Below are 26,602 nucleotides of genomic sequence, written 5' to 3'. Positions count from 1 at the left end.
GCGGGTGATCGCCGGTCTCATCGAAGCCATCATCAGCGAGTTGAGCCGGTTTGTCATCGCCTGTATCTCCCGGTTCGGCTATGTCGGTATTTTCCTGACGATGGGCATCGAGAGCGCCTGTATTCCGCTCCCCAGCGAGATCATCATGCCGTTTTCAGGCTATCTGGTCATGACCGGGCAGTTTACGATGCTTGGCGTGACGCTGGCCGGGGCGTTGGGAAACGTTGCGGGATCTATTGCGGCCTATTACGCCGGGATGTGGGGCGGCCGTCCCTTCGTCGAACGGTATGGCCGGTATGTGTTGGTCTCGCATCGTGATCTGGATGTGGCCGACCGCTGGTTCCAGAGGTACGGCGAGGCGGCGGTGTTCTTCAGCCGGATGTTGCCGGTGGTGCGCACGTTCATTTCGCTCCCGGCCGGCGTCGCGCGGATGAATTTCCCGCGGTTCGTCCTCTTTACGTTTATCGGGGCGTTGCCCTGGTGCTATCTGCTGGCCTATATCGGTCTGAAGATGGGCGAGCGGTGGGAAGATCTGCGCGAGTACTTCCATCGGTTCGATATCGTGATCGGGGTTATCCTGGTCGGGGTACTGGGATTCTTTCTCTGGTCGCACTGGCCGAAACGCGGAGCCAATTCTGAATCGGGGCCTTCTGTATGATCAAGCTCTACAATACATTGACCGGGAAAAAAGAAGAGTTCGTCCCGCTCACGCCGAAGACGGTCCGCATGTATGTCTGCGGCGTCACCGTGTATGACTATTGCCATATCGGCCATGCGCGGAGCGCGCTCGTGTTCGACGTCATTCGCCGCTATCTCGAGTACTCCGGCTATCGTGTGGAGTTTGCCAAGAACTTCACCGACGTCGATGACAAAATTATCAAGCGGGCAAACGAGCAGGGTGTGAGCTGTGAAGAGGTCACGGCCAAATTCATTCAGGCCTACTATGACGACATGGGCAGGCTGGGCGTGCGGCCGGCTTCCATCGAACCGAAAGCGACCGAGCACATGGCCGACATTGTTCGGTTGACCGAAACCTTGATCGCGAAGGGATTGGCTTATCAAGTGGACGGGGATGTCTACTTTGAAGTCGCCAAGTACGGGGACTATGGCCGATTGTCCAAGCGGAAACTGGACGATCTTCAGGCCGGCGCACGTGTGGATGTCGATGAGCGAAAGCGGCATCCGATGGACTTTGCCCTCTGGAAAAGTGCCAAGCCCGGCGAGCCGGCTTGGCCGAGCCCGTGGAGCCAGGGGCGGCCCGGCTGGCACATCGAATGTTCCGCCATGTCGATCCGCCATCTCGGGGAAACCTTCGATATTCACGGCGGCGGGATGGATCTGATCTTCCCGCATCACGAGAATGAAATCGCACAATCCTGCGGCGCGACCGGAAAAGAGTTCGCGCGCTACTGGATTCACAACGGCTTCGTGCAGATCAATCAAGAGAAGATGTCCAAGTCGTTGGGAAACTTCTTCACGATCCGGGAGATCTTCGAAAAATCGGAATGGCCGGAAGAGATTACCGGCGAAATGCTTCGCTATTTTCTACTCTCCACTCATTACCATGGGCCGCTCGATTTTTCAGATCTCGCAATTCGTGAAGCGAAGCAGGCGTTGAACGGGTTCTACGATCTCTTTACCAGACTTGCGGAACCGGCTGCCGGCGCGGGTGGCGATCCGGGGTTGCCGGTTTCCCTTGAGCGTACTCAGGCGGCGTTTCGATCGGCGATGGACGATGACTTCAATACACCGGTGGCCATTGCCGCGTTGCAAGGACTGCGCAGTGATCTGAATAAACTGCTCGCGGACGGCTTCTCGACAGGCGCGCGAAACACCGCCAGAGAGGCATTTCGGTCGCTCGGCCAGGTGTTGGGATTGTTCCAGTTGGACTCCTGGCAGTTCAATCCCATTAAGGATATTAGAGGATCGGATCTGCTGCGAGCAGGTTTGGAAGAAGCTGCGATGGCTCAATCGGTGCCCTCAGACACCGATATCGACCAAAAGGTCCAGGATAGGAATGCCGCACGTGCTCGGAAAGACTTTAGAAAAGCGGACGAGATTCGCAAAGAGCTCGCTGCAATGGGAATTACGATCGAGGACAAGCCCGATGGCACCAGCCGCTGGAAACGATGACAGCCAGGAGATCCTCTATGGTCTCCATGCGGTGCGGGAAGCGCTGAGAGCCGAAGCGCGGCCGTTGCAGCGTCTGCTCGTCATCCGGATGGACAAGCAGTTCGGGGATCTCGTGCAAATGGCGCGGGCCCGGCACATTCCGATCCATGTCCAGCCGCTGGCCTCGTTCGACCGGCTGGTCCCCGGCGGCAAGCATCAGGGAGTGATCGCCTACGCCGCGGCCAAAGCCTATGAATCGGAAGAGGCCATTCTCGCGCGCGCGGCGCAGAAACTGGAGCCTCCGCTCCTCGTGATTCTTGATGGTGTGGAAGATCCTCACAACCTGGGCGCGGTGCTGCGGACTGCGGAGGGAGCCGGCGCGCATGGCGTCTTCATCCCGGAGCGGCGCGCCGCCGGACTGACGTCGGTGGTGGCCAAGGCTTCTGCGGGCGCCATCGACTATATTCCCGTGGCGAGAGTGACCAACACCTCACGATTGCTGGAAACGCTCAAGGAGGCGGGGGTCTGGATTTACGGAGTCGAGCCCACGGCCGCAAAGCTTATTACCGAAGTGGATCTGACAGGCCCGGTCGGTTTGGTGTTCGGGGGAGAGGGAAAAGGCATTCGTCCGGGAGTGTTGCAGCACTGCGACGAGCGCATCCGCATTCCGATGAAGGGCCGGGTACAATCGCTCAACGTGTCGGCATCCGCTGCGGTGACGCTGTTTGAGGCAGTGCGGCAGCGGAATCTACCTGCATCGCCGGGTCAAAAGACTTAGCGAATCTTCAGTGTCCCGCCTTGGATGGCATTCTTCAGCAACTGCGCGGTGTTCGAGACCCGCATCTTTTTCATCATGTTGGCGCGGTGAGCTTCGACGGTCTTGACGCTGATCTTCAGCCGGGTACCGATTTCCTTGTTCTTAAAGCCGGCCCAGATGAGTTCAAGAATTTCCTGCTCGCGCGAAGTGAGCGACTCCGGGCGCTTCTTGCGGGGAGGCGGTTCCAGGTTGGCCAGGGATTTCCTGACCCGCGTTTTGGTGGCGGCCTTTGCCATAATCGTCGGTTCTCCTTTGCATGGCCGTCGCTTCAGGTATACTGAAGTTCGGCGGGGTCAGTATAGGAAGACGGGCAGGTGAAGTAAATGAAGCCCTATGGCCCTAGTAGGGTTACTAGGTAGGGAAATCAGATTATTACCACCATGCAGATGAGATTGCGAGATCAGCCTCTGATGTTTCACGCGGGAGCCATGTAGCAGGATGTGGCAGCTCTATGTGATCGCGGGCCTTTGGGGGTCGTTGATCGGGAGTTTTCTCAACGTCTGCATCTATCGATTGCCCCGGCGGGAGTCCATTGCATGGCCCGGATCGCATTGCCCTGCCTGCGGCCATCCCATCGCGTGGTATGACAATATCCCCCTCATCGGCTATCTCGTGCTGCGCGGGCGATGCCGCACCTGTGCCGTCTCTATTCCGATTCAGTATCCCGTGGTGGAAGCCCTCAATGCCCTGGGGTATCTGGCCCTGCTCTGGTTCTTCGGGCCTGGTTGGGAAGCGATAGTGTATGCGGGGCTCTTCTCGGCGTTGCTTGTCGTGGCAGGGACCGATCTTACCCACAAAATTATCCCGAATGCCGTGACGTTCCCCGGGATCGTGCTGGGGCTGGTGAGTGCGGGGACGGTCTTGCCGCTGGGCTTGCTGAACGGGGTGATCGGGCTGCTGGTCGGGGGCGGGATCTTGTGGGTGTTGGCTTGGGCCAGTCCGTATCTCTTCGGAAAAGAGGGGATGGGCGGGGGCGATATCAAGCTGCTCGCGATGATCGGCGCCTTCCTGGGCTGGAAGCCGGCCGTGCTGACGATCATGATCGGATCCTTTGTGGGATCGGTGATCGGGGTGTCTCTCCTGGCCGCAAAGATCATCAGGCGGGAAGACTATATCCCCTTCGGACCCTTTCTGGTATTTGGCGCCATCCTCTCACTGTTTTACGGATCTGCGCTCATCGACTGGTATCAAGGGCTGCTTGCAGGGTAACCCTCCGGGTTCCCGTCTTCGCGTTTCGCCGTTCTCTGTATCCAATCTCACCGGTTTGTATCCTGGCAGGCACGCTCCGAGTGCATCCCCTCCATCTTGGCTGTGCATGCGCTCCGGCATGTAGCCGAAAACACTTCCATTGACATCTTCAGGCAATCACAAGGCTTTAGCTGATCCACTGACAGAGAGAACCTCTTGTGGGCCGGCGCTGCAGGTGCGTGATGGGGAGGCATGACTCTTGATAAGACCGTCTCCCATGCACATGCGGACGGCAAGCAGAGCGATCATTCTGAACGGCGATGACGGGTTCACCCTCGTCGAACTCATGACGGTCGTTGCGGTCATCGGGATAGTGGTCGCGCTTGCTCTTCCCGATCTGCTGGCTTTGAGCAGGCGCATGCAGACCGACTTATTTGCGAAGGAGCTCGCTTCCGAACTCCGGCAGGCCCGGCAGTTGGCCATCACGCGGCGAGACCGTGTGTATGTCGTGTTTGAGCGTGAGCAACGCGCCATCCTTGCGCAGGTGGGGCGGGATCGCGTGCTCCACCACGTTTTTCAGTACCGTGACAGGGGTATGGAAATGGATGAGCCGAGCGCCGGGTCCGATCTCGTATTTCACCCCAGCGGTCGATCAGCGACGGCCACGACAATTCGGCTTCATCATGCCAGGGGGGAGACCGCAACCATCACGGTGAGTCTGACCGGTCGGGTGTCGATTCTATGAAGCCGCAGATGTGCGACAGGGGTTTGAGTCTGATCGAGGTGATGGTGGCGATGGTGATTGCGGGCATTGCCCTGATAGGGACGATGGGAGCGATACAGGTCTCTTCCCGGCATGCTCAGCAAGGGATGATGAAGACCAGGGCGCTGGCGCTGGCCCAGGGGCGGCTGGAAGCGAAACGTGCGGTGCGATGGAATGCATTGCTTCAGGACGATCTCAACCACGACGGCATCGTGGATGTCACCATGCATGATGACGGCGAGGGCAGGGACGCGGCGGCCGGCGACGGGACGTACACCGGAACGTGGGAACAGGATGGCGTGAGTCTGGAGTGGACCGTGGCATTGGATCGCCCCGGCCCGCTGAGCGCCGCGGGGTTCGCCGTCGTTCGGGCTACGGCGACGTATGAGGGGTTCGGCGAGAGGACATCCGTGCAGGCGGCAACCGTAAGGGCGAATCCGACGTTTGTGGGGGTGCGATGAAACAGGGTTATGGGAATGTAGAACGAGAGAACCCGCTGTTCGACCAGCGCGGACTCTGTTTATCCGAACTGATCATCGCCGCGGCGGTGGGAACGGTCCTGTTAGCGGGCAGTCTGGAGGCGCTGAATCTTGTGCATGCGCAGGCGGTTCAACAGCAGCGTTCGATGGCCGGTCAACAGGAGATGCGGGCGGGCCTGGAAGTGCTGGAGCAGGAGGTGCGCACGGCTTCGGCGACTGCCATTACCACGGCTGCGTCGGACCGGCTGGAATTCTCGGCCAATATTCATGCCCTTGAAACGACGACGACGGCCACCGTTGCCCCGGGGCAGACCGTCGTTCCCGTGCAGGATGGAGGGGGGTGGGGTCAGGGGAAGAGCGTGCGCATCTGCGGGGCCGGCGGGTGCGAGTCTCATCGGCTGGCGCAGACCGGACAGCGTCTGCAGCTCGTGCTGAGCGAACCTGTGACCGGTCCGTTTCCGGCCGGCGCATCGGTGGAGGTGATGAATCGCGTGGCCTATTACACCCGCGCGGACGACGAGGGTCGCCTCCGGCTGATGCGGATGATCGACGGCGGGGCCGGCGTGTTAATCGGCGATCTTCACGCGGTGCAGTTGTCCTATTGGGACGACCGCGGGCGAGTCACGGCTGTCACGGGCAGTGTCGCGCGGGTGGTGATCGAGATCGAACCGATGGACTCACGCGGCAAGGCCGTCCGTGAAGTAACTGTGCGATCGTAGGCGAGGACCAGGAGAAGAGGAGGGATTCCATGTCGTCGTGGGGAAAAAGACACGTACAGGAGCAAGGCATCGCACTGTTCGGGGTGATTGTCCTGACCTTGTTGCTGGCGCTCCTCAGCACCGGACTGCTCCAGCTGGCAGGGCAGGAAGCTCTCAATGCCGGCGGTGCGAAGGATGCCGCAGTGACACAACAGCTGGCCGATGCCGCCATGGAAATGGTGACAGCCTGGTTCCACAGCCCGCAAGCCAGTCCGCCTCAGCTGGCCTTGTTGCTGGCAAAGCGCCAACAGACAGCGATCGGGAGCCCCTCATTCTTCGATCAAGCCGGTCGATCCCAGTTTGCCGGCACGGCCGATCATCCGGATCTGGTGCTCAATGCGGCGCAGAGCGAGGATGACCGGCTCCTCAATGATCCGGCGTCCGGGCTCTTCCGATCGCTACAGGACTTGGGAACCGTTCGCAGCATGAAGGTCTATGCCCCTTCCAGGCCCGGGCTGTTGTGCACGGTGGAAGCCACGGTGTCTCCAGCGCAAAGCCCCTCATCGAGGTACGCGCTGTCGATGCAGCTGGCGGCAGTCGATCTTCCGGCGTTGCGGGCCGGGGTGCAGGTCGGGAGAAATCTGGGCCTGTCCGAGACCGGAAAAGAGGCAGGGGCCTTGGTCCATTGGGGCGATCTGGCAGTTGGGGGTGATCTCGTCTTGCGGAGGCTGGAAGAGATGCCGGTATTGACGGCAACTGCGCCGGTAACGGGACAAGGTTATAGCGAAACTGCGCTTCGGGAGGATCGGTGGTTGCAAGTCTGGGTCGGGGGAACCGTCCAGGTCACGCAGCCGCCTGTGGGGGAGAACCTCTCTCCGGTGCTGCCTCTGAACGTGCATGGGGGACAGAATCCGACGCCCGGAGTGCGCGTGGATCGCTGGGGCTACGAACAGATGAAGCAGCTTGCCATACGGTACGGCACATACGCCGCCATTGATCGGGAGGGCCTGCTCTATCCGGGCGGCGTGGTGGAGCCGGGGCAGGGGGTCTCGCCGGATGAGTGGCTTCGTTCCCGTTCCGTGGGCGATACACGGGGCTTCATTTTTGTCGACACATTGGATCGTACCGCCCCGAGGCCAGATAACCTTGGAGTGCTCAGGTTGAGTGCCGCCTACACGGAAGCGACTCTCGTGGTGCAAGGCCATGTGGTGTTGAGCCCTTCGTCCACCGGACAGTCCCTGTCCGTCCTCAGCCCTCCTCAAACTGGTCAAGAAGGCAGCGTCAGCCGCATTCCCGTGCAGCTGTCGGGGATTCACCTCAACGGGGCCCTCTATGCCGCGGGGGATATCACGTTGAATCAGTCAGCACGGGTCTTCGGCGCTGTGGCGGCTGAAGGCACGATTGCGGTGGCAGCCCCCGGCGCGACCCTGGAGGTCTGGTACAACCACGAGCTGAGTCAAGGACTGGTGCGGGGGGTGCCGGTGGTGTTGCCCGCGCCGGGAACATGGCTGGTTCGATATTAAGGTGCGTCAGGATTTCTTGTGGGTCTGTGAGCAGGGTGCCCGTTTGGAGTGACGCCAGTATGCCCGGGAGGCCCCTCCTTCGTCAGGAGGGGGAAGGGGAGGTCGAATGCTGAGACCGGCGGCATGGATCAGTGGGCCAACCACCCGCGCCCCGCTGCCGTCGAGGTTCTCTACCCCACCGTCCCTCCCCTGACAAGAGGGGAGGCCGAGAAAAAGGAACCAGCTACAAGAGGCTGATCAACGGGATGCCTGACCCACTCGATATCCGGAAGCGCGGATATTAATGTGCGTACAAGAAAGCAGGTGAGGGGATGACGAGGCAGATGCTCAGGGCTCAGGTGAACCACGAGGTTGTGTGTGAGCAGGTTGTGAGCCTTGGGCGCAGGTGCAAGCCCGTTCAATCAACCGTGGAGGGCCGGTTGCTGGAGGTACTCGTCCAACGTGGATCGGTGGCGGAATCGGATAGAGAAGCCGTGCTGGCAAGTTTGCTGTCAGGCGAGGGTGATTTCGAAGCAGTCTTGCTCGACCGGTATCGAGTACCCAAGGCTGAACTGGGAGCGGCGCTCAGCGAGGTCCATCAATGCCCCTATGTCGCCTATGATGAACGGGCTGTGATCGAGTCCGGACTCTTGAAGAATTTGAGTGTCGATTACCTGCGAAAGAATTCCTGGGTGCCCCTCAAGCGGGAGGGATCGGTTGTGGACATTCTGATAGACAATCCGCGTGATGCGGACAAGGGATATGATGTTCGACGGGCGTTTCCCGGTGGCACGGTGCGATATGCCGTCGGGCTGCGCCGGGATATCGAGCAGTATCTCCTCCTGGCCACCGGTCAGGCCGATCGCGGAACGCTCACGGACATTCTCGGGGAACTCGCGCGCGAGGCCGTGAACGATCCCGGGGGAGAGGGGCTGGACTGCGGCATAACGGAAAACGATTCCGCCATTGTCCGCCTGTCGAACCACATCATCGCCGAAGCCCATCGGTTGCAGGCGTCCGATGTGCACATCGAGCCCTATGCGAATCAGAAAGACACCGCCGTGCGGTTCCGCGTCGATGGGACCTGCTTCACCTTCATGCGGATTCCTGCTGCGTACCGCCGGGCGATCGTGTCGCGCCTCAAGATCATGGCCCATCTTGATATTGCCGAGCGGCGCAAACCGCAAGACGGGAAAATCCGGTACAAGCTGGCCAAAGATCAGGATCTCGAACTGCGCGTGGCCACCCTGCCGACGGCCGGCGCAAACGAAGATGTGGTGATGCGGCTCCTCACGACGAAGGAAACCATGGCGCTGGACGCGATGGAGTGCGCGCCGCAGGTGCTGGGGCACATCAAGGATCTCGCCGAACGTCCCTACGGGATGTTTCTGTGTGTCGGGCCGACCGGCGCGGGGAAAACGACGACCTTGCATGCCGTGCTGAAACACATCAACACCGATGAACGGAAAATCTGGACGGCGGAAGACCCCATTGAAATCACGCAGGAAGGGCTGCGTCAGGTGCAGGTCCATCCCAAGATCGGGTTCACCTTTGCATCGGCCATGCGCGCGTTCCTCCGGGCCGATCCGGACGTCATCATGATTGGTGAAATGCGGGATCGGGAAACGGCGGACATCGCGATTGAAGCCTCGCTGACCGGTCACCTGGTGCTCAGTACGCTGCACACCAACAGCGCGGTCGAAACGGTGACGCGACTGTTGGAGATGGGCTGCGACGCCTTCAATTTCGCCGATGCGATATTGGGCGTTCTCGCACAGCGACTGTGCAAGCGCATTTGTCTCCACTGCAAAGAAGGCTATCACCCGACACAACAGGAGTATGACGAACTGGTCCAAGCCTACGGGGCGAATGGCTGGGGCCGGCTGGGCATAGACTACTCGTCGGATCTTACCCTCTATCGAGGGCGCGGCTGCGGGGCCTGTAACCGGAGCGGATTCAAAGGGCGGGTGGCGCTGCATGAACTTCTGATGGGCTCAGACGAGATCAAGCGTCTCATCCAGGCCAAGGCTCGCACCATTGAGATCGCCGACCAAGCTATGCGCGAAGGGATGGCCACGTTGAGACAGCATGGCATTCAAAAAGTTCTGCAGGGGGTCACGACCTATCGGCAAGTCCGCTCGGTTGCCATGAAATAGCCTTGTCAGCGGCGGGAGGCGTTATCTGTCGGCGTATCCCGCTCCCGTCGACAGGGGCATGAACGAAGGGTTCAGCCCGGAGTGTAGAGGAGTCTGAACGAATCGAAATACCCGGGCTGGTCCGTTCTTCTCCATTCCTCCCCGTTCTTTTTCTGACCCATCCACGAGTCGGCGTACGTTTCCAGGACCCGTCCAGTGAACGGCGGGCTGCGAGACGCGAGTGGCGCCGAGCTGGAGCCGGACCGGGCGACGAAAATTGTCGTCCGATAGTGCGAGGATTGTGCGAAGCCCACATCGTACGCAGAGCTCACCGGACAGAAAAACAACGAGTTAGCTTCTTCCGTCAGGGAACGCCTACCGGCATGCCCCTTGCTCAGTCTGGATTCCGGCGCAATGGGTGTGACAGGAGGACGAGAGGCCAGCGTGAAGATACTCAGCCGCAATACCGTCGGGCGACAATCTGCAGAACGTGGTTTCACCCTGGTGGAAATGATGATCGTCGTCGCCATCATTGGGATTGCGAGCACGCTGGCTGCGCCAAACTTTACCGCTTGGATCGCGCGTACTCAGTTACGCGAGGCGATCAGTGAGGTGCAGCACCAGTTGGCTCTGGCGCGCATGACGGCGATGAGCCGCAATATCCCTGTGACCGTGACGCTGAGTCTGGCCAACGGGTCGATGGTGATATCAACCGCCAATGCCGCGACGAATGTGGTTCTTTCGACCACCCGGACCATGAATACGCCGCAAGTCGTCACGCTGAATGTCGGGCCATCGCCGGGGTGGACGCCGGTGGCAACGACGACCGTCTCGTTCAATTCTATGGGGGTGCGGACGGGAGGTCCCGGGGTGGCGGCCAACCAGGAGCTGGCGCTTGTCAATACGAAGGGGGTGCAGTATGCCCTCAAAATCACGCCTCGAGGCGTCGCGAATTGGTGCCCGGCACCGGTGTGCTTATGAAGTCCTTCATCATGATGAGGCCTAGGAGAGAGGCGGAGTCGGTGGCGTGTGGCCAATCAGGCTTCACGTTGGTTGAGAGCATGGTTGCGATGGCCATTCTCGCGACCGGTCTCTTGGCCCTGGCGGCAATGCAGGGCATCTCACTGACCCGCAATGTCGATTCCACGGAACTCACGCGAGCCACCAATCTGGCCGCCGACATGATCGAGCGGATCCACAACAATCGAAGAAATGCCGGCCAGTACGCTATTGATACCAACAACCCGACGCCATGTCCGCAAAGTCCGGTGACCCAGCCCATGGCGTGGGGCGATTGCAATCAATGGGTGCAATTGTTGGCGAATCCCCAGGCGTCCGGACTGACGAATGTCCGGGGGGTGATCACAGTGCCTCCGGCACCAGTCGGTGTGCTGGATACATTGCTGAACCAGTATCCGGTTGCCGTCACCATTTCATGGACCGGAGCGGCCGGGGAATCGAAAGCGGCCCGTCTCAAGCGAATCACCCTGACGACGATCATTGCGCCGGAATCCTGAGGAGACGGAATGTGGGGACGGGCAACATGGTGAGACATCGAGTAAATGAAACAAACCAGCAGGGCATGACGCTGATCGAGTTAATGGTCGGCGTCGTGGTGGCGGCGCTGGTTGTGGCAGCGGGATTGGCGATGTTGACGATGTCCGACAAAGCGATGCGCACGAGCGAACAGACGGTCGACACTCAGCAGAATGTCCGCATCGCCATGGAATATCTTGCCCGGGATCTTCGGCTGGCCGGCTATGGCCCGGCGAGCGGGCCGGTCGGGAATTGTCCGTCCGCGGTGGTGCCGGCGGATCACACGGTGACAGGGCCGGATCGCGGGCCGGACCGCATCAGCCTGATCGTTCCGGTCGGGAACCCTGTGGGGACTGCCACCAATCCACCCTGGGTATTCCAGGTCGATACGGCGATCAATGCCGGCCCCACGGGGGCGGCGACAGTCATTGCGATGCCATCGGCCACGTCGGTCAATGACATGGCGATAGAGGCAGGCGGAACCCTCACAGGGCCGCCGGCGGCGACGGTCTCGATTGACGGAACCCTGACCGGCACGGTCACAGCGGTCGGCGGGACCAATCTGACCATTAGCGTGGTTGGCCCGCAGATCGAAGGGCCAATGAGGAAGAATACGCCGGTGTATCTGCTGCAGTGCATCACGTATCAGGTGATCCCGCCTCCCGATCCGACGGGATTGTGTAATGGCCGCTCGCCGTGCCTTGTGCGCGGCGTGGCCGGTGGCATGACGGCGGGTGTGTTGGACTGCACGACCGCGGGGAGCCGCTGCACGTCGATCGCAGATGAAATCGAAGACATCCAGTTCGCCTATGCCTGCGATGGCTGCGTTGCGGGCATCAATAGCGGGATTCCGGATCAGGTCATCGATAATCAGGGCGGGGCGGCGGGGTTCGATCAGGCGGATTTTGTGACGAACAACTCGTGGGCGACGGGACTCATGACGCCCGACAAGATCCGGTTGGCGCAAGTGACCGTGGTGGGCCGGCAGCGGAGCGCGGATCAAGGGTTCGGCGAAGCCAACGGGCGAACGAATCAAAGTGCGGCGCTGCAAGTAAGCGATCACCTGCATTCAGACGGAGTCTATGTGGCGGGCGACTATGCCACGCTGACGCCGCCCTACACATCGACGCGCCGGCGCCTCCTCACGAAAACCGTAGAACTCCGCAATCTCAGAAAGTAGGGAGCGGAAACGACATGGCGACTATTCGAGCAGTCTCAGGGCCGGGGGAAGCGAGAAATGAACAGGGGATCGCGCTCCTGAGCGTGCTAATGGTGATGCTCATGATGACGGTGCTCGGGATCGGCGCGCTCACGATGACAGGGCTGGACAATCGCGTGGCAGGGTTTGCCAGTTCGATGGAGGCCTCGTCGGCCGCGGCGGAAGCCTGCATACAGACCGGGGTGAAAGTGATTCAGCAAGTCAAGGAGAACGACAACGTCGTGCCGACGGCGTTGCTCGACAATCAAACCCCTCCGGGTCCGATTCCGCTGAGTAATAAGACGCAGCTGGAGGCAGAAATCGGAAGTGTCGGGGCGAACTCGGTTGATACGCCGATCGGTCCTCCGTTTCCCGACGGGGTAACGGCTGCGGTGCCGAATCTTGTTCAGACCGTGGGGGCCTATTCAGTCGTCGGGGATATTGATTATCTCTACAAGAGGCAGCGCCCCGGGATGGGGGCCGAACGCCACTCGGGCTATCATGCGCCGTATAGCGGCGTGAATGGCGGGATTGATCTGATGTATCGCATCGATTGCGTGGCGACGAACGTGACGACCGGGATGAGGAGCCGGCTGACCGCCGTCTATGCCTGCTTAGAGAATGAGGGCTGTCAGCGCATTTAGGGACGTCAGGTGACGTCGCAGTGTTCTGCTCCCATGAAGGCGCGGCGTAGCGGCCGGCCCTTCGAGCATTACCGGGAGGATACTTATGAAGCATACAGATAAGGCGGTGCGGGGAACGGGACTCTGGGCAGCCGCAGCCCTCGGGTTGTTGTTGTCGAGTGCTCCGGTAGGCGTGGCAGCACAGAGCATGGGAGACTATACCAATTTCCCGTTGTTTCTCAGCCAGGCCGTGCCGCCGAATATCTTGTTTCTCGTGGACATGGGGAACTTCACGCTCGAAGCCGCCTACAGCGGGACGAATCACAAATATCCCATCTCATTCAAGACCGGTACGGCCACGGCGTCCAAGTACGCGGCCAATGTGACGGTCGATAGCCAATCCGGTGACGATCTGGTGGCGGTCGATACCAGTGGAGGCACGATCAATACCTCCAATGTCACCTCGCCGGCCGATCTCTTCATCTCGACCAAATCGTACTACGGCATGTTCGATCCCCTGCGTTGCTACACGACCGACAGCAACAGTTTCAATTACGGGTCGGTAAAGACGTCCGTGTCGGCGACGTGCAGTGGATCCTATTGGGACGGCAACTTCCTGAACTGGCTCACCCAGAGGAAGAAGGAAATGATCTACCAGGTGCTTGTGGGAGGGAAACCCATTCCGGCCCAGGCCAATGCGGACGGAACGGCCAACAACCTCAACGGCGAGCGCAAGACGGGGGAAAATGGCAGCACTGCCAGTTGCAGCAACAATTCGAACTCCTGCTGGCGCTATGTAAAATTTGTTCCCAATGCCACCTTGAACGGTCGTGCGCCATCGTTGCCGGTGGCCACGGTGACTCTGGCCGGAGGCGCCACGGTCAATACCGGGATTTTTTTCGGGGTCGGGGAAGGATTCCTGTATGTCAATGACAACGGGACGGCCAGCCCGTTCGATAATGCCCCGGCCATGCGCTATTCGCTGGAGGTGGATTTGACCACCGAGCCTAATGTGCCGGGAGCGTCGGGGGCCGCCACGAGCTGCATTTCAGGCGATCCGGATTATATGGGCCACCTGGCTTGCTATAAGAAGGAGCGGTCGCTGGGCCTCTTCCAAACCATGCGGACCGACAATATGCATGTGGGTGTCATGTTTGTGAATGCCGACACCGGGAAGGGCGGCAGTCTTCAGTTCTCGTATGATGAGGCCTTTAATTCATCGGATGTCACAAACATCCGCAACGAACAGGTAGAGGCCAATTCTCCCCTCGCGGAAGCGCTCTATGAGGGGCTCTGTCTGTTCCGCAAGAGCCAGGGACCTTGTTACAGCAACAGCGGGTCCTGGTCGACCGGATATAGTTCGGGCGGGATCGGGGCGGTCGGCGATCCCTATTATTTTGCCAGCTTGGGCCAGATGGTCTATTGCGCCAAATGTTTTGTCCTGATGATCAGTCCGGGCATTGGGGTGAACGACGGCACTGCGCCGGATTTACAGCAACCGTTCGGGAATCTCTTTACCGGGGCGAATATCGGGGTCGTGAGCAGTGGCGCGGCGGGCGACCGGTTGGATGATGTGGCCTATTACGGGCGTACGCACGATCTGCGGAGCGACCTGTCCGGTACGCAAAACGCCATGTTCTATGCGGTCAATGCCATGGGTGGCCCCACCGGGGCCGCCCTCTTGGCCTCCGCGGCCAAGTATGGGGGATTCGAGGACCGCAATAACGACAATGCCGTCGATCTGACCGGTTCCCAGGCCTGCACCTACCCCGCCGCCTCGAATCTCGGAAGCGGCGCCAGCACCAGCAACCCGGAATGGGATTTCGACAGGGACTGTGTGCCGGATACTTTCTACGATGCCTCCGAGGGCGGCGATCTTGCGGCCCAGATCAATGCGGCGATTGCGGCCATTCTCAAAAAGGCGGCGTCCGGTACCTCCATCTCGGTGCTCGCCACCTCTTCGACGGGAGAAGGTTCGCTCTATCAAGCGTTCTTTTATCCCTCGACATTCGAGGGCGTGAATGAAATCAAGTGGACCGGGTTTGTGCAAGGGCTCTTCGTCGATGGGTTCGGGAATCTGCGGGAGGATCGTAGTCCCGGTGGGGCCCCGGATGGAAGGCTTGTTTATGCCGATGACAACATCGTGGTGACGAAGAAGGATCCGGTGTCGGGCAACGTTGTGGTGGAGCGGTATCACGATGTGGCTCCCATGGATGGCCTGGCTGACAGTACGACGCCCTATGAGACGGTGGGTCTGCGGGAAATGCAGGGGATCTGGGAGGCCGGGAAGAAACTGGCCAACCGCGATATCGCCAGCAGTCCGCGCAACCTCGTGACCTGGGTCGATCTCGACAATGACGGCGTGGTGGACGTCAACGAACAGATGGCGTTCAGCACGGCCAATGCCGCGACGCTCAAGCCCTATTTGCGGGCGGGCAGCAGCGGCACGTTCACGGCGACCAACATCATCAATTACATCCATGGCACCCAGGTGGCGGGCATGCGGAACCGGGAAGTCACGGTCGACGGCTCGTTGAAAGTGTGGAAGCTCGGCGACGTGGTGAACTCCAGTCCGACGGTCGTCGGGGCCCCACGCGAGCGATACGATACGTTGCACGGCGACATGAGTTATAGCGGCTTCTACAAGCGATGGGCCAAGCGCCGGCAGACGGTCTATGTGGGCGCCAACGACGGAATGCTCCATGCGTTTAACGGGGGCTATTACCACAAGGGCGACGATCCGAATACCGGCGAAGAGGAGCATGGGTGGTACACGACTGGTCCGAACGACAACTCCACCGGTCCGGAGGTGGGTCAGGAGATGTGGGGCTTCGTTCCCTACGCGCTGCTGCCGCAACTCATCTGGTATACGCAGACGAATTACACCCATATTTCCTATGTGGATTTGCAGCCGCGGATTACGGACGTGCCCATTTTTACGGAGGAGGCGGCGTGCGGCGGCGGAGCCACTCCCACCGCGACCGGCTGCATTCATCCGGGGGGGTGGGGAACGATTGCCATCGTCGGGCTGCGGTTCGGTGGAAGTTGCGGCGCGTGCGCTGCAGCGTCGGGCGGCAATAATGGCGGCCCGGCATTTCACCTCGTGATGGATCTCAACAACGATGGCGATACGACCGATCCCGGAGAGGATCGCTACGTGTACAGCGGATATTACATCCTGGATGTTACCGATCCGGATGCGACGCCGAGGGTCGTGGGGGTCTATTCGTCATCGGATCTCGGGTTGACGACCAGCTTCCCGACGGTGGTGCGGATGAATCCTTCCGCGGATGATAAGACGAGCAACGTGAATGCGAAGTGGTTCATGGTGGCCGGTTCCGGGATGCACGGGTATGATGGGCGCGCGGCCACGGGGGCCAAACTCTTTGTGGTCCAGTTGGGAGCTCCGCTCGGCACGGCGCCGACGGTGACCAGGATGCCGGTGGGGTCCTGGTCTTCCTTTATGGCCGATCCCGTCACCTATGACCGCGAGCTCGATTATCGCGACGACGTGGTCTATGTCGGTCGGACGATCGATCCATCGTCAAGCGGCATCGGGAGTTGGACGGGCAAGATGTATCGCCTGACGATGGGGACTTGCAGTACTGCTCCTTGCTCGCCATCGACCTGGGGTATTGCCTCCGGTTCAGACCGGGTCCCCACGGAACTGCTGGACACGTTCAGCTTGCAGTCGGGGTGGACCTATCTCGGACCCGTCACGGCGAGTCCGGCGATCACCGTCGATGATAGGGGAGAAACCTGGGTATTTTTCGGCACGGGGCGCTTCCTGAGCGTGGCGGATAAAACGAACGCGGATACCCAGTATCTCGTCGGGCTCAAAGATTCCGTCATGCGGCCCGGCGGGTGCACGCAATCGACAACGGTGAATTGTCTTGAGAGTAATCTTCTGGATGTCTCAAGCGTGCAAATCTGCATCTCCTGCGCGCCAGGGTCTGATCAAGTGATCGGGGTTGCCGGGACCACTACCTATACGAGCTTGATTGATCTCGTAAAGGCGATGGATGGATGGGTGACCACGCTTCCGACATCGAAAGAACGGTCGATTGTTCCGCCGAGCGTACTTGCAGGGGTTGTGCTGTTTCCGACCTTTATCCCGACCAACGACATTTGTGTCGCGGCAGGAGAGAGTAATCTGTACGGTCTTTACTACAAGACCGGAGGACCTCCGCTGGAACCGCTCTTTGGAGTGGACGCGGCAGGGAACGCGATACGGAGCGTCTCCCTGGGTGAAGGTGTGGCCTCCAAGGTGGCCGTTCACTTAGGGGCCGGAGGGGCATCAGGCTTCATTCAGACGAGCGATTCGAAAGTGACCAATGTGGCCTTCAACGGCTTGTCTGCCAAGAGCGAATATGTCTCGTGGATCAATCAACGGGATTGATATGACAGGGGGGCAGGTTTCAAAGGGCGTCCTGCGGGCACGAGGCTTGAGGCCTCGTGCCGTGCACTGCCTTTCAGGGGCCGCGGGCGTTTCCCTGTTAGGGGTGGTCCTCTTGAGCGGGTGCCAGCGTAGTTCCCCCGATAGCATGCCGGTTGTGGCTTCACCGGGAAACCATCCTCCAGTCATTCGCACGGTCACGATCCAGCCGGTGCCGCTGACCTTAACCGGTCCTGTGAGTGCCCATGCCGAGGCGCAGGACGTTGACCGGAATCCTCTCCGGTTCCGCTACCAGTGGACCATCAACGGAGACGCGGTAGCCGGGCAGGAGGGTGAGCAGTTGCCGGCGGCGCTGCTCAAGCGTGGCGATCGGGTCACGGTGCAGGCGTGGCCGCATGACGGGATCGTCGAAGGGGCTTCGATGACCAGCGAGCAGGTGGTTGTCGCGAATTCACCGCCGGTCGTAGCGGCGCTGGAAATCGATCCCCCGTCCGTATTCCCGGGGATGCGGGTACAGGTTCGGGCCAACCTGTCGGATGTCGACGGCGATACCATCCATGCCCTGTATCGGTGGTGGAGGAACGGCAAGTTGATTCACGAAGGCGATGACCCCGAGTTCGAAACGGCGGGGTTTGTCCGCGGGGATACCCTGGTTGTCGAGGCGGTGCCGTCCGATGGCGCGAGCACCGGCGTCGCGATTCGATCGGCGGCGATTCCGGTCGGGAACACTCCCCCGAAGATTGTGTCGAGTCCGGCTACCGCCATCGTCAACAATCGCTATGATTATCGCGTCCAAGCCACGGATGCCGAGTCGGATGCCATTACCTTTTCCTTGGAGGCGGCGCCTTCTGGAATGCAGATCGATGCACAAACGGGAGTGGTCACCTGGGCCGCAGCATCGAGCCAGGCGGGGGCGCATAAAGTCAGGATCCTGGCAAAGGACAGCCAGGGGGCGGTCGCCTTTCAGGAATTCGAACTCAATCTCACGGCGGTTGCGCCTGCCGCGCCGGCCGGGGCTTGATCCCGGGCCGTCCGGCCCCTACTGCCGCTTGTCTCGCCTTTTTCCCCTCTGATAGAATAAACTCAACTGATGCTGTAGGAGGGAGAGCACACCGCATTCGTGCGTAAACTTAAACTACGAGAAGGCACTAATACTGCCGCATTGTTCGGTCACCACGACCGCCATCTCAAACTCATCGAAGATGAGCTCGGCGTGCGCCTCTCCGCGCGCGGGGAGGAGCTGACCCTCGATGGTCAGCCGGATGCCACCCGCCAGGCGGAACGAATCCTGTTCGAACTCGCAAATCTCACCAACGAAGGGCTCGCGCTCCAGCCGGATGACGTGACCCATGCGCTGACGGCGTTACGCCAGACGCCCGATGCCTCCATCAAGGAGGTGCTGACCGGCGCCACCACCATTGTGACCAAGAAGCGGTTTATCGGGCCGAAGTCTCCCGCGCAGAAAGCTTATATTGAAGCCATCGAACAACACGATATCGTGATTGCCATCGGACCGGCCGGAACGGGCAAGACCTACCTGGCGATGGCGATGGCGGTCAGCGCCCTGATGAAAAAGGAAGTCAGCCGGATCATTCTGGCGCGCCCCGCCGTCGAAGCCGGAGAGAAACTGGGGTTTCTGCCGGGCGATATGTATGCGAAGGTGAATCCCTATCTGCGGCCGCTGTACGATGCGTTGTTCGACATGATGGATATGGAGCGGGCCAATCGCCTTATCGAACGTGGCGACATCGAGATCGCGCCGCTGGCTTTTATGCGGGGGCGGACCCTCAACGATTCGTTCGTGATTCTTGACGAAGCGCAGAATGCCACGGCGGAACAGATGAAGATGTTCCTGACGCGGTTGGGCTTCCACTCGAAGGTAGTGGTCACCGGTGACATCACGCAGGTGGATTTGCCGGCCGATCGCGTGTCGGGGCTCATTGAAGTGAAAGAAATTTTGCACGGTATCGACGGCATCGAGTTTATCTACTTCGACGAGAAGGACGTGGTGCGCCATCGCCTGGTGCAGGATATTGTGAAGGCCTACGATCGGTATCAGTCCATGAGCGGCAGCGACGCCAGATCGTCCCGGCCGCAGGGTGCGTCGCCGGTGCCGGCTTCCCGCAAAGGGACTCCATCCGGTTCACTGCCGCGAGATTCTTCGGGCCAATCCCATTAAATGGCTGTCTATCTTCGTGTGCGCCTGATTCGGCTTGCGGTGCGGCGGACGGCTCTTGTGCGCCTGGCCAAGCAGGTGCTGGCGGCGGTCGGAGAAGCCTCGTCGGAGCTCAGCGTGGATCTGATCGGGGATCGGCGCATGCGCCGGCTCAACCGCGAGTATCGGAAAAAGGATCGTCCCACCGATGTGCTGGCGTTTCCCATGCGAGAAGCCCTGGCGCCCGGCGCCCCGCGTCTCACATCGGGCATCCTCGGCGATGTGGTGATCTCGGTTCCGACGGCCCGCCGTCAAGCGAAAGAGGGCGGACGGTCTTTGGATGAGGAGCTTGTCTGGTTGTTGGTCCATGGCGTGTTGCATCTCTGCGGGTACGATCACGAACGGAGCGAGCCTGAGGCCCGGAGGATGCAACGACGGGAGCGGCACATTTTGCGGTTGCTCGGTCCGGTTCCCAGGCTGGTCACGAGGCCTGAACCGGGTTCGAGGCCCGCGCGGCGGCGCGGAAGAAAGACGGGGTAATCATGGGATGGTTTCAGCGGCTGAGCGACGGCCTCAGCAAAACGCGTCACGTCGTGCGGCAGTCGCTCGACCGGGTGTTGGGGCGGACCCCGGATCCCGCGATGCTCGAAGACCTGGAATCCGCGCTCTTGAGCGCCGATCTGGGCGTGCGGGTGGTGGATCGACTGATGACGCAGGTGCGCGAGCAGGCGCGGGGGGCGGATGCGGCCAGTCCCGAGGCCTTGCAGAACGTGCTGAGCCGGACGGTCTATGGCGTGCTGGCTCCGGTGCAAGGGCCGTCACTGGAACAGCTGATTACGCAGGGGCCGAAGCCGTTCGTGGTGCTGGTCGTCGGAGTGAACGGAGTGGGGAAGACCACGACGATTGCAAAGATGGCGCAACGATTGGTGCAAGGCGGCCGCCGTCCCCTGCTGGTGGCAGGGGATACCTTTCGCGCGGCGGCGATCGATCAGCTGCAGGTATGGGCGGATCGCGTCGGGGTGGATGTCATCCGGCATCGGCACGGGGCGGACCCGGCGGCGGTGGCATTCGATGGCATCGTGGCCGCAAAGGCGCGCGGGGTCGATGTGGTCCTCATCGACACGGCGGGCCGGTTGCACACCAAATCCAACCTCATGGACGAGTTGCGGAAAGTCACCCGTGTGATCGGCCAGGCACTCCCGGGCGCGCCGCATGAAACCCTGCTGGTCCTGGATGCCACGCTCGGGCAGAACGCGCTGGCGCAAGCGCGGCAATTCAAGGAATCGGTCGGTGTGACGGGCCTGGCCCTCACCAAGCTCGATGGGACCGCACGCGGGGGGATCGTCGTCGCGATCGCCGAGGAGCTCAAAATTCCGGTGCGGCTGATCGGCGTCGGCGAAGGGGTCGAGGACCTTCAGGACTTCAATCAGGAAGCCTTTATCGCCGCCTTATTCGGGCAGCCCGCCCCCCGTTCATAACCGGTCATTTTCTTTTCACCCCGGCGACCTCGTGCTATGGTTGGGCATACGTTCGCGAGGCGTCAGCTTCGCCTGTTCCCTGGATTCGGAGGCGCGGGGTCCGCATGATTACCATTTTGATTGTTGACGACGACCAGATGAATTGCGATCTCCTGCAGACCGTGCTGACGCGGCATGGATATCATGTGGTGACCTGTACCAGCGGGCGTGAAGGCCTGAATCTGTTCCGGACACATGCGCCGCGTATCACCCTGCTTGATTTGCGCATGCCCGAGATGGACGGGTTGACGGTGCTCAAGGAAATCCGGGCCATCGACCCCGCAGCGCCGGTGATAATCCTGGGCGGAGGAGCCACCGAGGTGCAGGAGAGTCAGGCCCGCTCGCTGCGGGTCACCGACTTTATCCGTCGCGGGCTTTCGCTGGATATTCTGGTCGAGGCGGTGCATCGGGCTTCGCAGTTGCCTGTCAGGCCCAACCCGACGCCGGTTCCTCCCGATGCGCAGCATTCGAACCCGGATACGGGCGAATGGGTGCTGGTCGTCGACGATGACCCGCTTGTGCGGGATTTGCTGATTCAATTTCTGGGTTTGCGCGGGTATCGGACGATCGGAGTGAAGGATGGCCACGAGGCGCTGCGCGTCGTGCAGGAGGCGCCGCCCGATCTGATTATCTTGGATATGATCCTGCCGGGTCTGTCGGGGTTCGAGGTCTTGCAGGCGCTCCGGGAACAGGAATATCCGGGGGGCGTCATCATCATGACCGGGAGCCATAACGAGGAGATGCTCGAAGAGGCCTGGGCTCTGGGCCCGCAAGAGATTTTGGGGAAGCCCATCGCGCTGGATCGCCTGTTGACCGCCGTCCAACTCGTGCTCGTCTGTCGCGAGTGTTAAATCCTTTTTCCGATAGTGAGGGGAAGCCGGTCGGGTCTGACCGGGCCCTCACCGTCACCCGGCTTGTGCTCGTCTGTCGCGGGTGCTAAAACCCTTCCGATGCCATTCGGAAGGGATGTTCGTTCCATCACCACGATCCTCTGTTTCTTCTCTGTGCTCCTGCCCGCTTCCGCCGGGCGCGCAGGCGACGCGGGCAATTCTTCGCGCATCCGCCATCATGATCTTGTCGTGACGATCGATCCTGATCGGCACCGGCTTGCGGCCACCGATCGGATGGTTCTGCAGGTCGATCAGGCGCAACAGCCGGTCTTTTCACTGGCCAAGTCGCTACGGGTCATGGAGGTCGTTCTCGTCGAGAGGGAACGGTCTATTCCCCTGCCATTCAGGGTGGTCCCTGCGCCGGACGATTCGAGCTTCCAATTGCTCGGGTTGTCGCTGCCGGCCGCCGCCGCCGGCGACGTGACGGTGGAGTGGCGCTATGAGGGTCTTATCAACGATCCGCCGCGCGAGCCGCGCCACCTCCGATTCGTCACGCCGAGCGAGACCGCCGGACATATCGGGCCGGAAGGCACCTATCTGAGCAGTGAAAGCGGGTGGTATCCCGATCTGTCCGGTTCGCTGGCGTCCTATGCGCTCGCGGTCGAGATTCCCGATGGATGGACCACAGTCAGTCAGGGACGCGGGGGGGCGAGACAGGACTGTTCGCGGAGAGATTCCGGCGGGGCCTGCGTCGTGCGGCAGACCTGGGAGTCGGGCATCGCGGAGGCGCTGACGCTCGTGGCCGGCAGGTTTGCGGTGAAGCAGCGCGAGTGGAGAGACGGGGCGGGGAGGCCGGTCAGCCTTGCCACCTATCTGTTTCCTGAAGATGCGGCTCTAGCCGACGAATATCTGGAAGCGACAGCGAAATATCTCGATGTCTATGTGCCGATTCTGGGGCCGTATCCGTTCGAGCAATTCGCCGTGGTGGAGAATTTCTTTGCCAGCGGGCTCGGCATGCCGTCCTTTACACTGCTCGGGAGCGGCAGCATCAAGCGGCACTATGTGCAGCCCTATGCCTTGGGACATGAGATCGTCCATTCCTGGATCGGCAACTCGGTGTGGAATCGTGTCGAGAGCGGCAACTGGGTCGAAGGGCTGACGACCTATCTGGCGAACTATTACTGGCATGAGCTGGCGCACGACGACCGGCAGGCGCGCGAGCAGCGCCGCTTGATGACGCAGGGGTACAGCCTGTATGTGACGCCCCGATCGGACTACCCCGTCGCGGAATTTCAGCGGAAGAGCGATGAGAAGGACAACGCCATCGGCTACCAGAAGGCGGCGATGGTGTTCCATCAGCTGCGCATGGAAATCGGCGATGACGCGTTCTGGCGAGGGGTGAAGCAGGTGGTTCAAGAGTATTCCGGCCGGCATGCCGATTGGAAGGATCTCGAAGGCCTGTTTGCCCGGGTCAGCGGGAAAGACCTGCGCTGGTTCTTTGCGCAATGGGTCGAACGGGCCGGCGCGCCGCAGTTGTCTCTGGTCGACGCCTCGGCGTCGCCGCCGGCGGATCAGCCGGGAGCTTTCCGTCTGCATGTCGCGGTGCGGCAGGAGGGAGAACCCTTCCGCGTGACGGTCCCGGTCGAAGTGACGATGCAGGACTCGGTGAAGACCCTGCTGGTGCCGCTGGCCGGGTCTCAGGGGGAGGTTGACGTTCCGGTTCCCTCAATGCCGCTGTCGGTGTCGCTGGACCCGCAGGTGATGACGTTACAACGGTTTCGTCGGGACCAATTGGCGCCGGTGCTGAACCTGTATGTGACCGATCCGCGCAAATCCCTCCTGCCGCTGTTTCCCGACGGCGCCACGCCGTTTCAGGAACTGGTGGCGCGAATCCGGGCGCAGGAAGAGCCGCTTGCCCCGGAACGCAAGACCGACATGCTGCCGGTAGACACCACGGTGCTGCCTGCGTCAGGATCGGTCCTCATGGTGGTGACACCGGAGCACCGGGCTCAGGCCCAATCCCTGCTGGGGGATTCGTGCGGGGACCGGGTGAAATTGGAGCCGACCGGGTTTCGGATTGCCGGGGCGACGTATGACGGTCCGGCCAAGGCGGTGTTGCTGTCCTGTCACCGCGCCGGCGTCCCCGGTTCGGTGGTGACGGTGTTGTACGCGATCCAGCCCGCGGCGGCGGCCAAGGTCGCCCGGCTGTTGTTCTTCTATGGATGGCACAGCGTGGTGATCTTTAGCGACGGTGTCGTGGCGCAGCGCGATGTATGGCAGGTTCCTCAGACGATCAAGGAGGTTCGACTCAATGCACAGCCGTAAGCGGTATCGCAATGTCATAGGAGTGGTCGTGGCGCTCTTGCTCTGGCCGCAGGCCGGGATGGCCGCCGAGCGCGCCAAAGGAGCGGAAGCCGCCAAGGCGCCGGTCAGCGCCGAACGGCATATGAAGAATATCAAGCAGCTGACGTTCGGCCGGCAAAACGCGGAAGCGTATTTTTCCTTCAGCGGCAACAAGCTGATTTTTCAGTCGACCAACAACTGGATGAAAGACACCTATGCCGCCACGCTGAAACCGGAGGAGATCGGGCTGGGTTGCTACCAGATGTATGTCATGGATCTGGAGAGCGATCAGGTCCGGCTGGTCAGCACCGGGTCCGGCGCGACGACCTGCGGCTATTTCTTTCCCGGCGACCGGCGCGTGCTGTACTCCTCGACGCATCTCAGCGGGCCGAACTGTCCCCCCAAGCCGGCGCGGGACGGGCCCTACCGGTGGGCGCTCGACAACTACGATCTGTTCGCCGTGCGCATCGACGGTCAGGAAATGCAGCGATTGACCAACACGCCCGGCTATGATGCGGAAGCCACCGTGTCGCCGGACGGGAAAACCATTGTGTGGACGTCGGTCAGAGACGGCGATCTGGATATTTACGCGATGGATCTCGACGGGTCCCGCCATCGGCGGCTCACCGACGATGTCGGCTATGACGGGGGGGCGTTCTTCTCGCCCGACAGCAAGCGCATCGTCTATCGCGCATCCCACCCGACTGATCCCGCGGAGATCGCGAAGTATAAGGACTTGCTGGGACAGCGGCTCGTCGAGCCGGGCCAGCTTGAACTGTTTATCATGAACGCCGACGGGAGCGGCAAACATCAGGTCACGTCGAACGGCGCCTCGAACTTTTCCCCCTACTTCCATCCGGACGGGAAACGCATCATCTTCTCCTCGAACGTCGAGACGCGCGGCGAGGGAGGCCGTCCCAGCTTTCATTTGTATCTTGTGGGGGACGACGGCGCCGGGCTTGAACGTCTGACCTTCGAGGGCCAGTTCAACAGCTTCCCGATGTTTTCGCCGGACGGCAAACGCCTGGTCTGGATCTCCGACCGGAACGCGAAGCAGCCGGGTGAATTCAACGTGTTCCTCGCCGACTGGGTGCCGTGACGTTGTCAGGCGAGGGGCAAGAGGCGAAGGGCGAGGGACAGAGAACGGCCGCCAGCAGCCGCCAGCATCTTTCCTCTAGCCCCGTGCCTCCAGCCCCGCGCCTTCTGTCTCTGGCCTGCATCTGCGCCGCGCTGGTCTGCGTGTTCTGGGGGCTCCTCGAATTCGATGGCCCGGTCGCGCGCTATCTTCGCACGATCACCACGCCTGAGGGCGGCGGCACGCTGACGGTGCCCTGGATGGCGTTCGTCAGCCATGCCGGGAACTGGCTCGGCGACGGGCGGCAGTTGCTCACGGTCAGCGCGATTCTGTTGGCGGCGGGATGGGCCTATCCCCCGTCGCGCGGGATTCAGACGGGCATTGAAACGTTATGGGCGCACGGGATTGCGACGGTCTTGGTTCACACCGTCAAACACCTTGTCGGGCGGCCCCGGCCGAAGTTTTCAACATCGGGCGACTGGGATATCGCCCCGTCCTTGCTTTCCGGCTTTGACTCCTTTCCCTCCGGTCATACGACGGCCACATTTGCCCTGGCGGCGGTCCTGGCCCGGCGATTCCCGCGCTGCAGTCTGCTGTTTTTCGGGGCGGGCGCGTTCGTGGCGCTGAGTCGCGTGCTGCGCGGATCGCATTTCACGACCGATGTGTTCGGCGGATCGGTCCTCGGCCTCGTGAGCGGGGCCCTGGCTCTGGCGCCCTGGAAGGAGTGGCGCACCTCGGTTGAAGCGGGAGTGCGGCAGGCGGCGATCGGGACGGTCTGGATCTTTGCGCTACTGTGGGTGGTGACCCATCCGGTGACGCCGGGATGGGAAAGCTCTCTGTTGATGGGGCTCGGCGCAGTGCTCGCGGGGACCGGCTTGTGGGGCCGTATACGTGCGTGGTGGCCCGGTGTGGCATCTCTCTGGCGGCGATCGCCTCAGGCAGGGCTCATGGCTGTGGCGCTGGGCCTCTCGCTGATGACCGCGGCGCCACTGGTGATGGCCGCGGCGGGCTTCCTGTGTGTGGGGTTGTGGCTCCGTGGGGGGCAGAGTGAAGAGGCTGTCGAAGCCACGAGGAGCCTCGCCATCGTCAGAGAGTGTGAGCTGCTGGCTGCAGTGGTGCTGAGCCTGGTCGTCCTTGTAGTCGGCCGTGGCGCTTTTTCCTTGTGATGGGTGATCGGTGATGCGTGAGAGGGGGATCCGGTCTCCGCTTCACTGATCACGCATCACCCGTCACTG

At 61.3% G+C, this 26,602-nt stretch carries 23 protein-coding genes; 22 read left to right on the top strand and 1 reads right to left on the bottom strand.

From position 1 onward, the window contains the following. Positions 1-4: 4 nt before the first annotated feature. Genes ACO9S2_RS06075 through rlmB form a run of 3 tightly spaced genes read left to right on the top strand, consistent with a single transcriptional unit; the run spans position 5 to position 2,890 of the window. On the top strand, positions 5-658 hold the full coding sequence (locus ACO9S2_RS06075; RefSeq protein ID WP_423721056.1) for a DedA family protein: 654 nt from the start codon (positions 5-7) through the stop codon (positions 656-658). Next, positions 655-2,133, top strand: a complete 1,479-nt coding sequence (gene cysS / locus ACO9S2_RS06070; protein WP_423721055.1) for a cysteine--tRNA ligase — start codon at positions 655-657, stop codon at positions 2,131-2,133. Before ACO9S2_RS06075 ends, cysS begins: the two co-directional genes overlap by 4 nt. Further along, a complete protein-coding gene (gene rlmB / locus ACO9S2_RS06065; RefSeq protein ID WP_423721054.1) occupies positions 2,108-2,890 on the top strand; it encodes a 23S rRNA (guanosine(2251)-2'-O)-methyltransferase RlmB in 783 nt (260 codons plus the stop codon). The genes cysS and rlmB overlap by 26 nt, the downstream gene beginning before the upstream one ends. Here rlmB and ACO9S2_RS06060 read toward each other — a convergent pair. Beyond that, a complete protein-coding gene (locus ACO9S2_RS06060) occupies positions 2,887-3,165 on the bottom strand; it encodes a response regulator transcription factor (protein ID WP_423721053.1) in 279 nt (92 codons plus the stop codon). The two genes, rlmB and ACO9S2_RS06060, sit on opposite strands and share 4 nt — an antisense overlap. Positions 3,166-3,367: 202 nt before the next feature. Here ACO9S2_RS06060 and ACO9S2_RS06055 point away from each other — a divergent pair, with 202 nt between their 5' ends. The 19 genes from ACO9S2_RS06055 (at position 3,368) to ACO9S2_RS05965 (ending at position 26,533) form a co-directional block, all read left to right on the top strand. Beyond that, on the top strand, positions 3,368-4,138 hold the full coding sequence (locus ACO9S2_RS06055) for a prepilin peptidase (RefSeq protein ID WP_423721052.1): 771 nt from the start codon (positions 3,368-3,370) through the stop codon (positions 4,136-4,138). 256 nt (positions 4,139-4,394) lie between these two features. Continuing rightward, positions 4,395-4,862, top strand: a complete 468-nt coding sequence (locus ACO9S2_RS06050; protein ID WP_423721051.1) for a GspH/FimT family protein — start codon at positions 4,395-4,397, stop codon at positions 4,860-4,862. An 8-nt stretch (positions 4,863-4,870) separates the two neighbouring features. Continuing rightward, a complete protein-coding gene (locus ACO9S2_RS06045) occupies positions 4,871-5,341 on the top strand; it encodes a type IV pilus modification PilV family protein (protein WP_423721050.1) in 471 nt (156 codons plus the stop codon). Next, positions 5,338-6,078: a hypothetical protein gene (locus ACO9S2_RS06040; protein WP_423721049.1), complete on the top strand. Its 741-nt coding sequence runs from the start codon at positions 5,338-5,340 to the stop codon at positions 6,076-6,078. The genes ACO9S2_RS06045 and ACO9S2_RS06040 overlap by 4 nt, the downstream gene beginning before the upstream one ends. Positions 6,079-6,107: 29 nt before the next feature. After that, the gene (locus ACO9S2_RS06035; RefSeq protein ID WP_423721048.1) at positions 6,108-7,580 is read left to right on the top strand and encodes a hypothetical protein; all 1,473 of its coding nucleotides are present in this window, start codon (positions 6,108-6,110) and stop codon (positions 7,578-7,580) included. 311 nt (positions 7,581-7,891) lie between these two features. Further along, positions 7,892-9,715 carry a GspE/PulE family protein gene (locus ACO9S2_RS06030; RefSeq protein ID WP_423721047.1) on the top strand — a complete coding sequence of 608 codons (1,824 nt, stop codon included), beginning with the start codon at positions 7,892-7,894 and terminating at the stop codon, positions 9,713-9,715. Between the two features lie 423 nt (positions 9,716-10,138). Further along, entirely contained in the window at positions 10,139-10,675 is a 537-nt protein-coding gene (locus tag ACO9S2_RS06025) for a pilus assembly FimT family protein (protein ID WP_423721046.1), read from the top strand. Then, complete coding sequence (pilV, locus tag ACO9S2_RS06020; RefSeq protein ID WP_423721045.1) at positions 10,672-11,211, top strand: type IV pilus modification protein PilV; 540 nt, start codon at positions 10,672-10,674, stop codon at positions 11,209-11,211. Before ACO9S2_RS06025 ends, pilV begins: the two co-directional genes overlap by 4 nt. 26 nt (positions 11,212-11,237) lie before the next feature. After that, complete coding sequence (locus ACO9S2_RS06015; protein WP_423721044.1) at positions 11,238-12,410, top strand: PilW family protein; 1,173 nt, start codon at positions 11,238-11,240, stop codon at positions 12,408-12,410. Positions 12,411-12,424: 14 nt separating this feature from the next. Then, entirely contained in the window at positions 12,425-13,072 is a 648-nt protein-coding gene (locus ACO9S2_RS06010) for a hypothetical protein (RefSeq protein ID WP_423721043.1), read from the top strand. 85 nt (positions 13,073-13,157) lie between these two features. Beyond that, positions 13,158-17,450 (top strand): pilus assembly protein, encoded by a 4,293-nt coding sequence (locus ACO9S2_RS06005; RefSeq protein WP_423721042.1) that lies wholly within the window; start codon positions 13,158-13,160, stop codon positions 17,448-17,450. A gap of 154 nt (positions 17,451-17,604) precedes the next feature. Further along, a complete protein-coding gene (locus tag ACO9S2_RS06000) occupies positions 17,605-18,468 on the top strand; it encodes an Ig domain-containing protein (protein ID WP_423721041.1) in 864 nt (287 codons plus the stop codon). Between the two features lie 99 nt (positions 18,469-18,567). Beyond that, positions 18,568-19,626: a PhoH family protein gene (locus ACO9S2_RS05995; RefSeq protein WP_423721040.1), complete on the top strand. Its 1,059-nt coding sequence runs from the start codon at positions 18,568-18,570 to the stop codon at positions 19,624-19,626. After that, positions 19,627-20,142, top strand: a complete 516-nt coding sequence (ybeY, locus tag ACO9S2_RS05990) for an rRNA maturation RNase YbeY (protein WP_423721039.1) — start codon at positions 19,627-19,629, stop codon at positions 20,140-20,142. 2 nt (positions 20,143-20,144) lie between these two features. Then, on the top strand, positions 20,145-21,080 hold the full coding sequence (gene ftsY, locus ACO9S2_RS05985; RefSeq protein WP_423721038.1) for a signal recognition particle-docking protein FtsY: 936 nt from the start codon (positions 20,145-20,147) through the stop codon (positions 21,078-21,080). 104 nt (positions 21,081-21,184) lie between these two features. After that, positions 21,185-21,970: a response regulator gene (locus tag ACO9S2_RS05980; protein WP_423721037.1), complete on the top strand. Its 786-nt coding sequence runs from the start codon at positions 21,185-21,187 to the stop codon at positions 21,968-21,970. Between the two features lie 99 nt (positions 21,971-22,069). Further along, positions 22,070-24,274 (top strand): M1 family metallopeptidase, encoded by a 2,205-nt coding sequence (locus ACO9S2_RS05975; protein WP_423721036.1) that lies wholly within the window; start codon positions 22,070-22,072, stop codon positions 24,272-24,274. Further along, positions 24,261-25,391: a hypothetical protein gene (locus ACO9S2_RS05970; RefSeq protein WP_423721035.1), complete on the top strand. Its 1,131-nt coding sequence runs from the start codon at positions 24,261-24,263 to the stop codon at positions 25,389-25,391. The genes ACO9S2_RS05975 and ACO9S2_RS05970 overlap by 14 nt, the downstream gene beginning before the upstream one ends. An 83-nt stretch (positions 25,392-25,474) precedes the next feature. Beyond that, positions 25,475-26,533: a phosphatase PAP2 family protein gene (locus ACO9S2_RS05965; protein WP_423721034.1), complete on the top strand. Its 1,059-nt coding sequence runs from the start codon at positions 25,475-25,477 to the stop codon at positions 26,531-26,533. Positions 26,534-26,602: the final 69 nt, after the last annotated feature.

This window comes from Nitrospira sp. NS4, assembly GCF_049546785.1.
In the GTDB taxonomy this organism is placed as follows: Bacteria; Nitrospirota; Nitrospiria; order Nitrospirales; family Nitrospiraceae; genus Nitrospira_D.
This window is presented reverse-complemented; position numbering and strand designations above follow the sequence as displayed.

Bases quoted from the DNA above. Each gene is read 5' to 3' on its own strand.
- cysS (WP_423721055.1), top strand. From the start codon at position 655: ATGATCAAGCTCTACAATACATTGACCGGGAAAAAAGAAGAGTTCGTC.
- rlmB (WP_423721054.1), top strand. From the start codon at position 2,108: ATGGCACCAGCCGCTGGAAACGATGACAGCCAGGAGATCCTCTATGGT.
- ACO9S2_RS06060 (WP_423721053.1), bottom strand. From the start codon at position 3,165: ATGGCAAAGGCCGCCACCAAAACGCGGGTCAGGAAATCCCTGGCCAAC.
- ACO9S2_RS06055 (WP_423721052.1), top strand. From the start codon at position 3,368: ATGTGGCAGCTCTATGTGATCGCGGGCCTTTGGGGGTCGTTGATCGGG.
- ACO9S2_RS06050 (WP_423721051.1), top strand. From the start codon at position 4,395: ATGCACATGCGGACGGCAAGCAGAGCGATCATTCTGAACGGCGATGAC.
- ACO9S2_RS06045 (WP_423721050.1), top strand. From the start codon at position 4,871: ATGTGCGACAGGGGTTTGAGTCTGATCGAGGTGATGGTGGCGATGGTG.
- ACO9S2_RS06040 (WP_423721049.1), top strand. From the start codon at position 5,338: ATGAAACAGGGTTATGGGAATGTAGAACGAGAGAACCCGCTGTTCGAC.
- ACO9S2_RS06035 (WP_423721048.1), top strand. From the start codon at position 6,108: ATGTCGTCGTGGGGAAAAAGACACGTACAGGAGCAAGGCATCGCACTG.
- ACO9S2_RS06030 (WP_423721047.1), top strand. From the start codon at position 7,892: ATGACGAGGCAGATGCTCAGGGCTCAGGTGAACCACGAGGTTGTGTGT.
- pilV (WP_423721045.1), top strand. From the start codon at position 10,672: ATGAAGTCCTTCATCATGATGAGGCCTAGGAGAGAGGCGGAGTCGGTG.
- ACO9S2_RS06015 (WP_423721044.1), top strand. From the start codon at position 11,238: ATGGTGAGACATCGAGTAAATGAAACAAACCAGCAGGGCATGACGCTG.
- ACO9S2_RS06010 (WP_423721043.1), top strand. From the start codon at position 12,425: ATGGCGACTATTCGAGCAGTCTCAGGGCCGGGGGAAGCGAGAAATGAA.
- ACO9S2_RS06005 (WP_423721042.1), top strand. From the start codon at position 13,158: ATGAAGCATACAGATAAGGCGGTGCGGGGAACGGGACTCTGGGCAGCC.
- ybeY (WP_423721039.1), top strand. From the start codon at position 19,627: ATGGCTGTCTATCTTCGTGTGCGCCTGATTCGGCTTGCGGTGCGGCGG.
- ftsY (WP_423721038.1), top strand. From the start codon at position 20,145: ATGGGATGGTTTCAGCGGCTGAGCGACGGCCTCAGCAAAACGCGTCAC.
- ACO9S2_RS05980 (WP_423721037.1), top strand. From the start codon at position 21,185: ATGATTACCATTTTGATTGTTGACGACGACCAGATGAATTGCGATCTC.
- ACO9S2_RS05975 (WP_423721036.1), top strand. From the start codon at position 22,070: ATGCCATTCGGAAGGGATGTTCGTTCCATCACCACGATCCTCTGTTTC.
- ACO9S2_RS05970 (WP_423721035.1), top strand. From the start codon at position 24,261: ATGCACAGCCGTAAGCGGTATCGCAATGTCATAGGAGTGGTCGTGGCG.